Origin of the sequence: Microcystis aeruginosa NIES-2549, from assembly GCF_000981785.2 — a bacterium.
Classification (GTDB): domain Bacteria; phylum Cyanobacteriota; class Cyanobacteriia; order Cyanobacteriales; family Microcystaceae; genus Microcystis; species Microcystis aeruginosa_C.
Genome location: NZ_CP011304.1, coordinates 3,318,428 through 3,333,279 on the forward strand (window position 1 = coordinate 3,318,428; position 14,852 = coordinate 3,333,279).

17 protein-coding genes and 1 pseudogene are annotated in these 14,852 nt (G+C 42.9%); 7 read left to right on the top strand and 11 right to left on the bottom strand.

Features of this window, described 5'->3' with window-relative positions:
• The first annotated feature begins 1 nt into the window (after position 1).
• Together myaer_RS16330 and myaer_RS16335 are read left to right on the top strand one after the other, a co-directional pair.
• Entirely contained in the window at positions 2 to 604 is a 603-nt protein-coding gene (locus myaer_RS16330; RefSeq protein WP_046662866.1) for a DUF456 domain-containing protein, read from the top strand.
• Between the two features lie 93 nt (positions 605 to 697).
• On the top strand, positions 698 to 2,041 hold the full coding sequence (locus myaer_RS16335; RefSeq protein WP_046662867.1) for a TldD/PmbA family protein: 1,344 nt from the start codon (positions 698 to 700) through the stop codon (positions 2,039 to 2,041).
• Positions 2,042 to 2,251: 210 nt separating this feature from the next.
• On the opposite strand, the gene myaer_RS16340 is transcribed toward myaer_RS16335, so the two are convergent.
• From myaer_RS16340 to myaer_RS22720, 7 genes are all read right to left on the bottom strand, one after another.
• Positions 2,252 to 2,689 carry a DUF29 domain-containing protein gene (locus myaer_RS16340; RefSeq protein ID WP_046662868.1) on the bottom strand — a complete coding sequence of 146 codons (438 nt, stop codon included), beginning with the start codon at positions 2,687 to 2,689 and terminating at the stop codon, positions 2,252 to 2,254.
• Positions 2,690 to 2,726: 37 nt separating this feature from the next.
• Positions 2,727 to 2,924 carry a hypothetical protein gene (locus myaer_RS22100; protein ID WP_235614760.1) on the bottom strand — a complete coding sequence of 66 codons (198 nt, stop codon included), beginning with the start codon at positions 2,922 to 2,924 and terminating at the stop codon, positions 2,727 to 2,729.
• Positions 2,925 to 3,058: 134 nt separating this feature from the next.
• Positions 3,059 to 3,925 carry a transglutaminase family protein gene (locus myaer_RS16350; RefSeq protein ID WP_046662869.1) on the bottom strand — a complete coding sequence of 289 codons (867 nt, stop codon included), beginning with the start codon at positions 3,923 to 3,925 and terminating at the stop codon, positions 3,059 to 3,061.
• A complete protein-coding gene (locus myaer_RS16355) occupies positions 3,925 to 4,926 on the bottom strand; it encodes an alpha-E domain-containing protein (protein ID WP_046662870.1) in 1,002 nt (333 codons plus the stop codon). The genes myaer_RS16350 and myaer_RS16355 overlap by 1 nt, the downstream gene beginning before the upstream one ends.
• Positions 4,927 to 4,994: 68 nt before the next feature.
• Positions 4,995 to 6,431, bottom strand: a complete 1,437-nt coding sequence (locus tag myaer_RS16360; RefSeq protein WP_046663816.1) for a circularly permuted type 2 ATP-grasp protein — start codon at positions 6,429 to 6,431, stop codon at positions 4,995 to 4,997.
• A 41-nt stretch (positions 6,432 to 6,472) separates the two neighbouring features.
• On the bottom strand, positions 6,473 to 7,708 hold the full coding sequence (locus myaer_RS16365) for an RNA-guided endonuclease InsQ/TnpB family protein (RefSeq protein ID WP_419178814.1): 1,236 nt from the start codon (positions 7,706 to 7,708) through the stop codon (positions 6,473 to 6,475).
• Positions 7,638 to 8,117, bottom strand: a complete 480-nt coding sequence (locus myaer_RS22720) for an IS607 family transposase (protein WP_201261998.1) — start codon at positions 8,115 to 8,117, stop codon at positions 7,638 to 7,640. Before myaer_RS22720 ends, myaer_RS16365 begins: the two co-directional genes overlap by 71 nt.
• Positions 8,118 to 8,399: 282 nt before the next feature.
• Between myaer_RS22720 and petB the strand changes: the two genes are divergently transcribed.
• Positions 8,400 to 9,068, top strand: a complete 669-nt coding sequence (gene petB / locus myaer_RS16370; RefSeq protein WP_002738970.1) for a cytochrome b6 — start codon at positions 8,400 to 8,402, stop codon at positions 9,066 to 9,068.
• A 51-nt stretch (positions 9,069 to 9,119) separates the two neighbouring features.
• Positions 9,120 to 9,602 carry a cytochrome b6-f complex subunit IV gene (gene petD / locus myaer_RS16375; RefSeq protein ID WP_004267928.1) on the top strand — a complete coding sequence of 161 codons (483 nt, stop codon included), beginning with the start codon at positions 9,120 to 9,122 and terminating at the stop codon, positions 9,600 to 9,602.
• 87 nt (positions 9,603 to 9,689) lie between these two features.
• Here petD and myaer_RS16380 read toward each other — a convergent pair whose 3' ends face one another.
• The 4 genes from myaer_RS16380 to hmpF form a co-directional block, all read right to left on the bottom strand.
• Positions 9,690 to 10,499 carry a squalene/phytoene synthase family protein gene (locus tag myaer_RS16380; protein WP_046662872.1) on the bottom strand — a complete coding sequence of 270 codons (810 nt, stop codon included), beginning with the start codon at positions 10,497 to 10,499 and terminating at the stop codon, positions 9,690 to 9,692.
• Between the two features lie 269 nt (positions 10,500 to 10,768).
• Positions 10,769 to 10,993, bottom strand: a complete 225-nt coding sequence (locus tag myaer_RS16385; RefSeq protein WP_046662873.1) for a hypothetical protein — start codon at positions 10,991 to 10,993, stop codon at positions 10,769 to 10,771.
• Positions 10,994 to 11,119: 126 nt separating this feature from the next.
• A complete protein-coding gene (locus tag myaer_RS22365) occupies positions 11,120 to 11,248 on the bottom strand; it encodes a hypothetical protein (protein WP_255420520.1) in 129 nt (42 codons plus the stop codon).
• A gap of 129 nt (positions 11,249 to 11,377) precedes the next feature.
• Positions 11,378 to 13,018, bottom strand: a complete 1,641-nt coding sequence (hmpF, locus tag myaer_RS16390) for a pilus motility taxis protein HmpF (protein WP_046662874.1) — start codon at positions 13,016 to 13,018, stop codon at positions 11,378 to 11,380.
• 667 nt (positions 13,019 to 13,685) lie between these two features.
• Here hmpF and myaer_RS22725 point away from each other — a divergent pair.
• The 3 genes and pseudogenes from myaer_RS22725 to myaer_RS16400 all read left to right on the top strand — a co-directional run.
• Positions 13,686 to 13,769 (top strand): annotated as a pseudogene (locus myaer_RS22725) (DUF4388 domain-containing protein); the annotation flags it as partial.
• Positions 13,770 to 13,863: 94 nt separating this feature from the next.
• Positions 13,864 to 14,013 (top strand): response regulator, encoded by a 150-nt coding sequence (locus myaer_RS21455; RefSeq protein ID WP_162496091.1) that lies wholly within the window; start codon positions 13,864 to 13,866, stop codon positions 14,011 to 14,013.
• Positions 14,014 to 14,369: 356 nt separating this feature from the next.
• Positions 14,370 to 14,735 (top strand): response regulator transcription factor, encoded by a 366-nt coding sequence (locus myaer_RS16400; RefSeq protein ID WP_046662875.1) that lies wholly within the window; start codon positions 14,370 to 14,372, stop codon positions 14,733 to 14,735.
• Positions 14,736 to 14,852: the final 117 nt, after the last annotated feature.

Genomic DNA, 14,852 nt, shown 5'->3' on the forward strand with positions numbered 1-14,852 from the left:
CATGACTTTAGTGATTCTCTACTATTTCCTCATTGCCATCATGATAGTGGGAATAATTGGCGAACTGCTGCCCGCTATCCCCGGCATGAGTTTGATTTTAATCGCCATGCTGGTGTGGGGTTTTGTCACCAAATTTGCGGGGATGGGGGTCGCTTTAACCGTGGCCTTTGTTGTCCTTCTCCTCAGTATCGGGGTGGAATTCCTCGCTAGTTATCTCGGCGCCCAAAAAGTTGGGGCGAGCAATTGGAGTCAAATCGGGCTAGTAGTGGGTTTATTAGCGGGAATATTCGGGCTTTTACCCGCTTTACCCATTGGCGGACCGATTATCGGCTTATTTGTCGGTCCTGTGGTGGGGGCTTTTTTGGGAGAATACGCCTATCGTCGCGATTTGGAATTAACTCCCCGTTTGCAGCAATCCCTAAAAGTCTGTGTCGGTATCGTCGTCGGTACGGTTATCGGTCACGTTGCTAAAGCTATGCTGGCCACGGCCGCCGTTATCGTCTTTATTGTCACCACTTGGCCCAATCTCTCTTCAGTTATCAGTTATCAGTTATCAGTTATCAGTTTTCAGTTTTCAGATTTGAGTTCTTTGTTTTTCAATTAATCAGCCATTTTTCTGATAAATATCACTTTTATCTAGCTGACTGCTGATGGCTGACCGCTCAATTCTACATTCATCTCATTTCTGACCAAATCTATGCCAAAAGTTGAAGATATCGCCCAAATCGCTAATTCTAGCGCCCAAGCTTTAGGAATTGCTAAATACGACATCTATGGTTCCTCGGTCGATGAAACCGATGTGGATGTGTTTCAAGGGGAACCGAAACAGGTACAAGCTTCCAATCGTTCCAGCGTTATCGTTCGCGTCTGGAATCAGGATAATCAAGTCGGTGTCACCTCCACCACCGATGTGGACCCGGTGGGACTGCAATTAGCCCTAAAAACCGCTCAGGAAGCCAGCGTTTTTGGCGTTAAGGAAAATGTCCCCGATTTTAGTCCCGCTGCCACCGCACCTACCACAGAAGTGGCCAGCGAAATGTATAATCAAGCACCTGTATCCACTCTCATCGATAAGTTATTAGCCGCCGAAAAATCCCTACTAGCAGCCCATCCGGCTATTGCCAGTGTTCCCTATAATGGTTTGGGACAACAGCAGGTCAGACGTTTTTATCTCAATAGCGACGGGGCAATGCGTCAGGAAGCGCGTAGTTATGCCAGTGTGTATTTATACACCAAAACCGAACAGGAAGGCAAAAAACCCCGTAGCGCCGGTGCTTTTCGGGTGAGTCCGGGCCTGGAAAAATTAGATATCGATGGTTGCATCGAGGAAGCGATTACCAAAACTGTTAGCCATCTGGACTATCAACCGATTACCACGGGTAAATATTTGGTGGTTTTTGCCCCCCGCGCCTTTTTGAGTCTAATGGGAGCATTTTCTAATCTGTTTAATGCCCAAAATGTCCTTGATAAACAGAGTCTTTCTACCCCTGAATCCCTAGGGACACAAATCGCTGCTACTGCCTTAAATTTGTGCGATGATTCCCTCCATCCGGCTAATGTTGCCGCAGAAACTTTTGATAGTGAAGGCACTCCCACCCGTCGTGTGGAATTAATTAAAGAGGGGATTTTGAGTAATTTTCTCCATAGCACGATTACCGCTAAACGGATGAATACAGAACCGACTGGCAACGGTAACATTGGGTCAAAAGTAACGGTTAGTCCCCATTTTTATCACGTTTTTGCTAGTGCTAATCAACCAAAAAGCTATTCTTTGGAAACAGCAGAAAATGTGGTTTTAATTGATAGTTTACAGGCACTTCATGCGGGAGTTAATTCTCTACAAGGTTCCTTCTCTTTGCCCTTTGACGGTTGGTTAGTGAACAAAAATGAGCGCGTTAGCATCGATTCCGCTACCGTAGCCGGGGATATTTTAACACTGCTGAAATCGATTGTTTATCTGGAACCGGAAGCAGTTATTACTCCCAGTGGTGTTTGTCCCTACGTTTGGGTAGAGGGTTTATCAATCACAGGAGAAGCTTAACACTATATCGGACCAAAAATAGGGGGTATTAACTAGGGTAATACCCCCGCAAGATGGATGCTAATTTTATAGTCGTGGGTAAGCTGTTGACTATGCAAATTACAATAAATCTGGTTATTAAAGACTGATTATTTATTCTCCCTTTTGTCTTTTGCCTATACTCATAAGTAGCCTATACTCAACGGATTTAGTATTACTCCTAATTAAGAACTATTTTTCAGCCGGGGGAAACCAATTATCATCTAATGTTTGTTCGAGGGATATATGAGCGTCTGAATTGAGGGAAAAAAGCTGAGAAACCGATTTAATCGCCACTGGATAAACTTTATCATACATGGCTGCTAATTCTGACCGTAAGCTGGGACTATCTTCTAAACGATGCTGAATTTGGGCGCGAAAATTGACTATTGCTGCCGCCCAATGATTACCTGACCGTTTTTTTTCTTCTTGCCAATAAGCCAGCTTTAAAAGATGTTCGATAAGACGGGTTAACAGACTCATTAAAGCTCGTCTATCACTTTTACCCATACTCTCGATTTCTTCAATTAAATTATCCCAATCCACCTGCTCAAAATTGCGCTCTTGTAACTGTTTTACCGTCTCTTTTAGCCATTGATTATAATCAGTTTCGTAGGCAGTTGACGACATAATTTAACTCTCCATAGAAAATTACTTAAATGGCTCTCTATCTAGGAGAGTCCGAATTTTGTTCAAAAGTTAACTCCTCTAACACTTCCGTAACCAACTTGCCGTTGGCTAAACGCTTTAAACTTCTAATCTGAATATTTACTTGGGGAGTTTCTTCTAACTGTTCAATCAAAAAATCTGCATATTTGATTATCGCCTCACGCGCCGCATTTTTTTTAGTCCAAACTCGCGCCATTTCTAACAGATTAGTAACCCCAATAAACTCCTCTCCCTCCCCATCTAAACTATTATTAGCCCCATAAACAATAAAACATAGCCTAAATGTCCTTTTGTTGCTGTGCCAAATCCTTTAGCGATAAAGAATCACCCTCAAGATAACAAATCGAGCGCAATTGTCGATGATAGGTGAGATTCCATCACTTGATGACCGAGACTAACCGGTCGAGCATTTCCCTGTACCGGAGCGCAATAACGGGGAATTGGGCTAGAAACGAGGCTAATATGACGGTCACTCACCGCTAGTCCATGGGTAGGATCATAACCTTTCCAGCCGCCCCCCGGCAAATACACCTCTACCCAAGCGTGTAAATGTCTTTCTTCTTGGTCTAAATCCCCTTCTTGATAGCCACTGACAAAACGGGAAGCTAATCCCACACAGCGACACACATCCATAAATAAAACCACCAAATCGCGACAGGAACCCTGCTTATTTTTCCAAATGTTTCCGGGTAGATAGGGTTCCCCGGTAAGACGAATAATTTGCTGACAATTGCGGTAAATTTTGTCATTAAGATTAAACAGGAAAGATAGCACCTGTCCTTCGGTTTCCTGCATAATTTCTTGGGCTAATGCTGCCACATCGGGGTCATTAGCTAACCCATAAAATTGTCCGTAGGGTTGTAATTGACTGTGGAGAGAAATGGGATAATCAAAGGGTAAACAGGTCGCCCAAGGTTCCAATAAATACTGGAAAGGATTAACCCCATGGGTTTCCACTTCACTGACCACATCAATCAATAATTCTTCCGTCGGTTGATTAAACCAAATTTGTAAACAAGAATTGCCATCGAGGTCGATAATATTAGTTATCGTTAAAGGTTCTGGGTTAATTTTGAGCGTGAACTCTCGCAAAGTTTGCCCACCATCGGATTTTGGTCGCAAGCGCAGCAGATGGGGAGATAAAATCACGGGCTGATTATAGAAATAGTTAGTTTGATGCCGAATGTGATAACGCATTAAGTTGTTAATTGGGATTGATATTGAAAGTTATTTACTGGCAGAGGTGAGGCAAGTTCAGGATTAAAAACGAAGAAAGTTTCTGTCATTTTTATTCCCACATCATTAACTCTTTTTTGAATATGGTCGAGGAATTCATGCAATCCCATTTCAATAATATCATCGATAGTTAGATAGCTCATTTCCGCACAAAGTCGCCCTAAACTTCTTTCTACCGAATTCCCCCAAGTTCCTACAGGAGTCCCTGTAACTTGATGTAAACAGTGGTCTAATTCCCGCAGACAAAAGTGAATTGAACGAGGAAATTCTCGATTAAGAATTAAAAATTCGGCCACGTCACTAGGAGTAATCCGTCGTTGACATTTACGATACATTTCGTAGGCACTCACCGACCGCAGTAAAGCAATCCATTGAATTTGGTCTAGAGAAGTTCCTACCCATTGAGCGGAAGGTAAGAGATAATAGTATTTAACATCAAGAATTCTGGCGGTTTTATCGGCGCGTTCCTGTAATCTTCCCATAACGCCAAAATGCCAACCTTCATTATGAGTCATCGTTGCATCCATTACCCCCGCAAAACGGTGACTAGCCAATTTAACTTGGGTAAAAAAGTTCGGTAAAGTAGTTTGAGGATGGTAAGAGGAAGCGTCTTTTACCATCAAGAAAAAACCATTAACCTGTTCCCACATTTCCGAAGAAATAATCTCACGAACTGACCGAGCATTTTCTCGCGCCCAGCGCAAACAAGAGATAATTGAACTACTATATTCCGTGTCAAATGTCAAGAAATTGATCACATTTTCTGCGGTGGCTGTGCCGTAACGTTCCTTGAATTGTTCTAAATCTCCTGTGGTTAAAACCAAAGGTTCCCACTGTTGCAAAACACTGGTGGGAATATCCAACATTAAATTAAGGTTAACATCCATAAACCGGGCGACATTTTCTGCCCGTTCAATATAGCGATTTAACCAATAAATTGAATCGGCAACTCTACTAAGCATAATTAACAAGGAAAAAGGAAAGAGTAGGGTGGGTTAGTAACCCAGCAAAATTTCGATTATTGTCCTGATTACTTGGTTAAAACCCAAGTGTCCTTACTGCCACCACCTTGAGAGGAATTAACCACTAAAGAACCCTTTTTCAAAGCCACGCGAGTTAACCCCCCTGGATGCACATAAATTTCATCGCCTCGATGGAGAATATAGGGACGTAAATCCACATGACGACCTTCAATTTCCCTGTCAATTAAAGTGGGAACCCTAGAAAGACTTAACACCGGTTGAGCGATGTAATTGCGGGGATTAGCAGCGATGCGTGAGGCAAATTCTTCTCGTTCTTTCGAGGTAGATTGAGAACCGACTAACATCCCATAACCTCCCGATTCATTAGCGGCTTTTACGACTAACTTATCGAGATTATTTAAGACATAATCTAAGTCCTTTTCTCGCCAACAAAGATAGGTAGGAACGTTATTTAAAATCGCTTCTTCTCCTAGATAATAACGAATCATATCGGGGACAAAAGCATAAATAACCTTATCATCGGCAACTCCCGTACCCGGGGCATTAGCTAAAGCGACGCGGCCTTCCTGGAAAACTTTTAATAACCCGGGTACACCTAACATCGAATCGGGACGAAAAACCGCTGGATCTAAAAAGTCATCATCGAGGCGACGATATACCACATCTACCCGTCTTAATCCCTTGGTGGTTTTCATTTGTAGATAACCATCAAAGACGACTAAATCACGCCCTTCCACTAATTCTACCCCCATTTGTTGGGCGATAAAAGAATGTTCAAAGTAGGCAGAATTATAGGTTCCGGGGGTTAAAACCACCACGGTGGGATTAGGTAATTGGGGTGGGGCTAAATTGAGGAGAGTTTCCAACAGATGGGAAGGATAATCATCCACCGGTTTAACATTCATTGTCTGGAAAATATCGGGGAAGGTGCTTTTCATTACCCGACGATTTTCGAGGACATAGGAAATACCGGAAGGAACCCGCAAATTATCCTCTAAAACGTACCATTGACCATCCTTATCGCGGACTAAATCAGTCCCCGTGATGTGACACCAGATCCCTCCGGCGGGTTTCAGTCCCAGACAGGGTTTCAGAAATCCCGTCGCCGAGGCGATTAATTCGGGGGGAATAATGCCATCTTTAATGATTAACTGGTCATTGTAGATATCGGAGAGAAAAAGATTGAGAGCTTTGATGCGTTGTTTCAGTCCTCTTTCTAAATAATCCCAGTCCTCAGCTGCGACAATTCGGGGAATAATATCAAAAGGAAAGATTTTTTCTACCCCTTGATTGTCGCTATAGACATTGAAAGTCACCCCCAATTCAAACAGGGCCGACTGAGCGGTTTCCCGGTGTTGTTGAAGTTCTCGGGGGGGCAGATTCTGCAGCCATTTGATTAAAGGGGACGCGTGGGGACGAGGTTGACCATCATCTAAGAATAGTTCGTCGTAGAAGCCTTCGGGATCGTAGGTATTTAATAGCACGCTGACCTCATTCCATACCGATACTTTTTTGCTAACATACATTAACAATGCACTCTAAGAGAGTCTCTTAAAGAGGGGGTATCTCCCAAAGCACGAAGAAAAATTCCTCGTGCGCCATTAATATCTCTATCCATCGTCTTGCCATCAATCTTGGATTTAATGACTTTTTTTCCACCTAAGTTATGTATTAATTCATCAGTCCAGCTAACTGTTTTCGACGTATAGGCTTCACAGCAGTCTATTACTAATTTACCCATCTCAAAAGCCTTATGCTTGAGAAATTGCTTAAATCGGTAATGAGACCAGTTAAGCATCTGTCTAACAGATTTTGAGCGAATCTTCCTGCTATTTTTTAGAACCATTTCTGACACTTCAAAAGTAGGCAAAAGAATCACATCAAAGTTATCAACTAGGAATCTAGCAACTTGATGATGAAGTTCATCTACTAAATTCCTGATTTTATTTCTTAGTCGATTAGCGGCTTTTCGATAACGGTTTCTGGTTTTAGCATTAACTTTGGTAGAACGAGAAATTAAATCATCAAGGTGATAGCATAATCGTTGGATTTTACCTATATCCTGACTCCCGATTGAGCCAAAACTATTAGGCGAGAATAGTGCCAGAAAATCTCTAACACCGGGGTCTAGGGCGACAATGCGTCCTTGGTTATCGGATTCGCATCGTTGCACCTCATGGGGAATAGCTAAATAGTATTGTCCATTTCTGGATACTAATCGGCTATCCCCAAAATTGTCGGGCAGTGATTCGGTGAAGCGTATTTGCCCTAATTTTGTGTGATATATTCCTTTTTCTGAAATGGCTGACTTAGGAATATAACATGATTGCTGTTTATCTTTACGGGAACGGAATTTTATTTTCTGGATTTCCCCAGTTTTTTGATATTTTCTTTGAGCATTTTTAACGGCTTCACAAGCGTCTTTGACTGCTATTGATTTAATCTGGTAGGGGACTTCTTTAGCCCATTCTGGTAAATCATTAATGATTCCGGTCTTGATAGCCTTCCAATTAGCTTTTCTATCTGGTTCCTGTAGATATTTAATGGTTTGGTTGAAGACAAACCGAGATACTCCCCACCAGTGTTTCATCAGTTTCTTCTGTTCTGTTGTTGGATAAATCCGCACTTTCTTTGATTTTTTGAGCGTACTTCCTGAGTCCGGACATTCGGCAAGAGAAGATGTGAAGTATTTATAACAAGTCTGCTGTAAGTTCTGATTCGGGACTGTGAACAGTTTGGTCGAGAACCAAGATTTTGCCACCGTTTTGTTCGACCATGTACTGTATAAGCTCGAATCTAAATCGGCATAATCTGTCCAGTGTGGACATAACAATTGTGAGTTTATTTCCCCACAATAATCTGTCCAGTATGGCTCTAAGTCCTTTTCTTGGGAATTTAAGCCCACTACCGATGTTTTGGATGATTTCTGCCTCTGGATAGAATCCGCGCATAAAGCTGACTTGTCTCTCAAGGTCATCTCGTTGCTTGATTGAACTGACTCGGCAGTAGCAAACAAGGGAAGTTCTAGCTGCACCATTGACGTAAGACTGGACATCGTACAATCGTTGCCCTGCTTCGTTTTTGATACTTTTGATTTTCCCTTCATCGGCATATTCTCTGAATGTATTGGGATGTAATCCCCATAGCTCAACGGCTTTTCTTAGGGTCACAAACGTTCGCCTAAATAGTGGCGTATGTAGGTCAATGTGAGCCAATCAGTAACTAGCTGTCAACCTTACCTATTCCCAGTGTCGGACAATTGGCCCGATTTTTTGTAGTCTAGGAGACATTTTAAGGGAAATTTTAGGAAGTTAGCCGTTTGGCAGACAGCGATCGCCAATTGATCCCCACCGGTGGAGAAACCTGACAAGAGCGAGAATTAGCCCTGAAAACTGTGTTACATTTTTTAAAGGTCACACCTTAAATCTTTCATTTTTCTTACTGGTTACGCGATGTTTACCAAACAAGTAACGGATTCCAAAGCCTATCAATGGTTTGAGGAACGCTTAGAAATTCAAGGGATCGCTGATGATATCAGCACCAAATACGTTCCCCCCCACGTTAATATCTTCTACTGTCTGGGTGGTATCACCCTTGTGTGCTTCGTGATCCAGTTTGCCACTGGTTTCGCCATGACCTTCTACTACAAACCCACTGTAGCAGAGGCCCTCTCCTCCGTACAGTACATCATGAACGAAGTCAACTTTGGTTGGTTAATTCGTTCTATCCATCGCTGGTCTGCCAGTATGATGGTCTTAATGATGATCCTGCACGTTTTCCGCGTCTATCTGACTGGTGGCTTCAAAAAACCTCGCGAATTAACCTGGGTAACTGGGGTTGTCCTGGCCGTGATCACCGTTAGCTTCGGTGTCACCGGTTACTCCTTACCCTGGGATCAGGTGGGTTACTGGGCGGTTAAAATTGTTTCCGGTGTACCTGCTGCTATTCCCGTCGTCGGTGATCAACTCGTCACCCTGATGCGCGGTAGCGAAAGCGTCGGTCAAGCAACTTTAACCCGTTTCTACAGCTTACATACTTTTGTACTGCCCTGGTCGATCGCGGTCTTCATGTTGCTACATTTCTTGATGATCCGTAAACAAGGCATTTCTGGGCCTCTATAATTCAGAAAAATATCTCTGTCGATCCGAAATCATTTTTAGGAGACATTATCCATGTCCACATTAAAAAAGCCCGATCTCAGCGATCCCGCTCTGCGTGCTAAGTTGGCTAAAGGTATGGGTCACAACTACTACGGTGAACCCGCTTGGCCCAACGATCTACTCTATGTCTTCCCGGTGGTTATCTTTGGTACGATCGGACTCTGCACCGGTTTAGCGATTATGGATCCCACCATGATCGGTGAACCTGCCGATCCTTTCGCTACTCCCTTAGAAATTCTGCCAGAGTGGTATCTTTATCCCGTTTTCCAAATTCTCCGTATTCTTCCTAACAAACTCTTAGGTATCGCCTGCATGGCCGGCGTTCCCCTAGGCTTGATGTTAGTTCCCTTTATTGAAAGCGTCAATAAATTCCAAAATCCTTTCCGTCGTCCCGTCGCTACCGCTATCTTCCTATTTGGTACTGTGGTCACGATTTGGTTAGGTATTGGTGCCACTTTCCCCATCGATACATCTTTAACTCTCGGTTTGTTCTAATTTACTGAACACCACGGGTTTTTTGCCCACGCTTGTGATTCCTGACTTTGGAAGAGCGATCGTGGGCAATTTTAATTTTGATTTCTCCTATCGGGTAATTTGTTGTACCAAAGCGATGACATCGCTGCGGCTGAGTTTTTCCTTACCTAATGCTAGGACTTCGAGAGTGCCATGGGCTAAAGCGAGGGGAATCTTACAAAAATCAAGGGCTGGCCCTTTGGGCAGCGATTGAGTGTAATAATCGGCTAATTTCAGATTACGACGGGCATAATTATGAATATCACTAATTGTCCAACCCTGGGGCAGAAAACTTACCCCCCGGCGCAGATCCTCGCCATGGTTGCGGGCAATATTAACCGCTTGTAAACCCCGACCAAAACCGATGGCATAACTGCGATTAGTTTGAGTGCCATCGTACCAATTCCAGAGGTCGGACAGCAATAAACCCACGGCACCAGCCACACTAAAGGTATATTGATCTAATTCCACTTCTGTGCGAATATCCCAGTTATTTCCGGCCCAGTAGGCCATGCGATCGGCCATAGCCGCCGTGGCATCCCAGACCCGGGGGGCGATCGAATCCGGTGCTAACATTGCCCATTCGCCAATTCTCAGGGTTACTTCCGGCAAAATCTCCCGATGGACTAAGCCAAAAGTAAAATCCTCTTTGGTAGAATTTTCGGTACCTGCTTGTAAATTCAGGCTAATTTGTCTTAATATCTGAGATTTACTGAAGTTATCTAGGTCGGGATGGTCTTCTACTTCATCGATCGCCCTCATACAGAGATAAGCTGAGGCTACTGCCTCGAGCAGACGATCGGGTAAACGACTTATGGGAATATAAAAAGTTCGACTCGTTTCTTGCAGAATCGTTAAAGCATTATCGCGCAAATTCATTCAGTCCTCTCCTCACGCCAACTTAGGTAACTACGAGTTAAACCAATCAGACAGATCGGTTTAGGTTATGCCGATGTTCCTAAGACCAAGTTGCTGTCCATTGTAGTATGATTATTCAAAATTTCGAGATTATTCCCGAAAAAATCAACCATGAGGGTATTCTTGACAATTTTTCTTTCTGGGATAGCTGAGGGACAATTACGGTAATTTTTCGAGATTACGGGCTTAAAAAGTGGTTTTTGCCCGTTTTTAAGCAGTATTTTTCGGCTTCATGGCAGGGATTGAAAGGAGGTCACTTGTAAAACTGGCCCGATCATGGCCAGGGTCATCACATCTGAGCGAATTTGACCTATAACTGTCACTTTTGCCTTTGTTTGGGTTAATTCGGCGGGTGCTTCCATTAATTCGTAGGTTTGACCGTTATCGGCAATTAATGCCCAAGTTCCCGTGCCTATTTCGATTCTTTTCACCTGACCAGTTACACTAATGCTCATGCTTTAATTTCCCTCATCGAGGCGATCGCAATTTCTGCTGCTGTTACAAGCATTCTATCGATATCTTTCCTCGGCATTGATTGCCAATTTTGCCAGACTTTAACCCCATAAATCAGTTTTTTTTATCTAAAAAGCGATCACAACTTCCGCCACCACCGCTAAGAGGGATGCCACAGCTGCTAGAATTATTATTTCTCGATCGGATTGTCTCATAACTATCTGAGTATAAATTACTAATCCTAGTCTATACCACATCTAACCTAGAGTTAAATTGATCTAAATTATTTTATTCATAGATAAAAAGCTATAAAAGTTATCGGCAAGAAGGGCGAAATCTTTGTCTAAATTGCCCTGTATTATTTGTTCAGCAAACCCTAATTAAGCCTAACTGTTAATAGCGTAATGATAGGCAATACCATTAGATTCCATCGGTATAAACCACTGGGAGATATTTTCTAGTTTTTGACGGATTTGATCGAGATGATCCTGCACGGGTTGCAGGAAAGTTTCGTACTGTTGTATCTGAGTTTTTAAACGCACTAATGCCAGATTAGCATCGTGCCATTGTCGCTCCTGTTCTTCAAATTCACGAGTTTTTTGCTCTAAATCCGACCATTGCTCGTCAATAGTATCTCTGGTTTTTTGTAAATCCTCTTGTAGTCGCTTGATTTCTGCTGCTAAACTTTGACTTTCTTGGAGATTATTTTGATAACTATCCCCCAGGAGAATTAACACTGGTTCAAAGCTACATTTTTGGTCATCTTCTGGGGATAAAATTCCCTGTCTCTGGTGCAGAATTTTCAGATGTTGAGAGCGCATAGCTTGCCTTTCTCGAAGATTACGTCTTTGTCCGATCAAAGTTTCCTCCAGCATTCCTTTTCTCTCCTGTTCCTCGGCTAATTCTTCTTCTAAATTAGCTCGCTCAAATTCATCTATTGTAGCCATTCTTGCTTCTAATTCTTCCACGGTTTGGCATTGGAGAGTTAATTCTTCCTCTTGGTCGTTGACAAAAATTTCCCAGCGCTTGAGGTCTGTTTGTAAATTGTTAACTAAGCTCTCCAATTCTTCTAAAGGCATTTGTTCAAGAGCTTCTAGATCGATTTTGCCATCAAAACCTAGTTCTTCCCCTCCGAGGAGACGAAGAAGCATTTGTCGAGTAGAATGAGTGGTTTGTAGGGTGAGTTTAAGGCGCTCGAATAATTCCTGTTTTTGACTCAGAACAGTTTCTTGTATTTGTAGTTGTATTTTCGTTGTTTCCAAAGCACTGCGACTTATCTGTAATTCCCTGGCTCTTTGTTCGAGATGATTGAGCATTTGTTCGTTGGCGACCTGACGATTTTCTACAGCTTTTTTCTGCTCCTCTAAACTCTGCCAACAACTATTTAAAATTGTCTGTTGTCCCTGCACAGATTCAAGAGTTGAATAGAGAATTTGTGAGGGAGAATTGCCCAGATTGTGATTATTAGCTAAACTCTCCGCTAGAGAGCGAATAAATTGTTGTTGTTCTGGGGAAAGATTGGGGGAGGAGTTGAAATTTATTTGTTCTTCTTCCAGGTGTCGCTGTTGCTCTGTTAATTGTTGTTTTAGGTTTTCCAGTTCTTGTCTTTTGCGCTCTAAATCATCGAATTCTGCTTCTATTCGCTCAATTTGCTCAATTCTTGCCTCCATTTCCATTTTCTGGCGGTTGAGAATCTCGCTTTGATAGGTGAGGGATTTTTTCCACTGATCGATTTTCTCTTGATCTTCCTTATTGCGCTCCATCAAACGGGAAATCTTTTGCAGTTGCCGCACCATCTCCGCTCCCGCTAATTCTGGGTTTCCTTGCAGTTGACGATTATCGCTCAAATTCACCAAGAGAAGCGCACCTTCACTTATGGGGTTAGTTTCGTCGTAGGTTAAGATATCGTTCCCCGCTATGGCACTCCACGTCTGATCTTTATGCTGACAGGCCAATAGTTTCAATTCGGTTTTGTAACCGCCGATAAAACCTTTAGTCTGTTTTTTTACTTCTGCAAGGTATAGCACGAGTAGTCTTCCTCTGTGATGAAAGTTTTTGTAATCGGTTTTAGAGAGAGTTGGCGATCGAGGCTAGGAGCGGCCTGTCTATAGTTTCATTGTACCCATCGGCTGCCAAAAAATTTTTAGTTTCTATCATTCGAGTTTTTCTTTTTGAGACATACATTTGTTCTCAATTTTTACTCTTACCCACTGGAAAATTTTAAATTTTTGCAGATTTTTCAGCACCAATTTACTGACCTAGTCTCAAAAAATTCGGCAGTCAATCTCATAAATCGGCTCAGGTTTTCTCACCCCTTTTACCTCTGGCTGCAGTTTGAATAAGCTGACCACACATCTAAATGATTGGTTAAGACGGCGTGAGAGCGAGAGGCAAGGATAGAAAGCTAGACCTTTTGTACTGAAAATTTCCCAGCCTAGTTTAAATGCAGCAAAGCTTACTGAAAAATATCTCACATAATTAGCTTATCAGATTTATTATTAGTGACAAGAGGAAGGAAGACAGCGTTTCTCCTCAAGATGAAGTATGACGAGATTTGGCATCATCCCCAGACGACCAGCTATCGTTCCAGTATTACCCAAAACCAGAGACTTCGCACCTCACCATTAAGATAACGGCTCTAAGTTCTTCTAGACTACAAGAAATAGCGTCTAGTGGGGGAAATTCCGAGAAATTATGCAAGGAAGCTTCAATGAGATTGACATTCCCAGTATTTTACAATTGATTGAATTAGGACAAAGAACAGGAGAACTATTGATGACGCTCTCAGTATTGGTGAAAAAGTCGGGAGTATTTTAGAAAATTCCAACTATTCCTGTGGTCTTTTCCCTGAGAAGCTCTCGCTCAGGCTATAGTGATCGAACCTGCTTTCATTCTCTGGGATATCGCCCTACCAAAACTCGACGGTTTAACCGGTCAAGGGGGGCTGCTGGCAAGGGTAAAAGCCAAAATGGTCGGGGCAACCGATTATTTAAACAAACCTTTGCGCGAAAATGAGTTATGACTGCTGTTGGAAAAATACGTTCAGGGGAATGGGGGAATGGGGTAATTAGCGTAATGACAGGATAGGGGAATTTCCACTAAAACCCTAAAACCCCAACATCCTCAAACCTGACACTAAACCCCAAACCCGAAAAAAAATCTCTTGGCTAGTCGTTTTTAACAGTGGAATTGGGAACTATAGAGATAAAGCTTGAAAGGGGGAATGAATTCCTTCGTTGAGAGGGAAACCCCCGGATAAATTTCAGCGTGCGTTGGAGGCAAAAAATGGGAATAATTTCGGAGCATCGGGTCAAGGGGAACTATTATCGGGCATATTTGTTTATTGTTATCCTTGGCGGCCTAGCTAGGTAGGGAGTTATGAGAGAAATATTGCTGGTAGAAGACAGCCAAGCGCAACGGGAACTGATCTGTGATCTGCTCCGCAATAGCGGCATTAAGGTCACGATCGCCAAAGATGGGGTGGAGGCCCTCGAACATATTCAGAGAGTCAATCCCGATCTCGTCGTCCTCGATATCGTCATGCCCCGCATCAATGGTTATGAGGTATGTCGTCGTCTCAAGTCGGATCCCAAAACCAAAAATATCCCCGTGATCATTTGTTCCTTGAAAGGGGAAGTCTTTGATCGCTATTGGGGCATGAAAATCGGAGCCGATGCCTACATTGTCAAACCCTTTGAACCGATTGAGTTCATTTGCACTGTTAAACAACTGCTGCGCCGATAAAATCGCCTTCACCGGTGACAGTCTAGCTATGGTATAGGTCAAGACAGCTAAAAAAGCTGACCGAAAATTTGGGTACAAGCCCCGCCATGCCCGCGCAGGGTCGGGCGGCTTTAAATA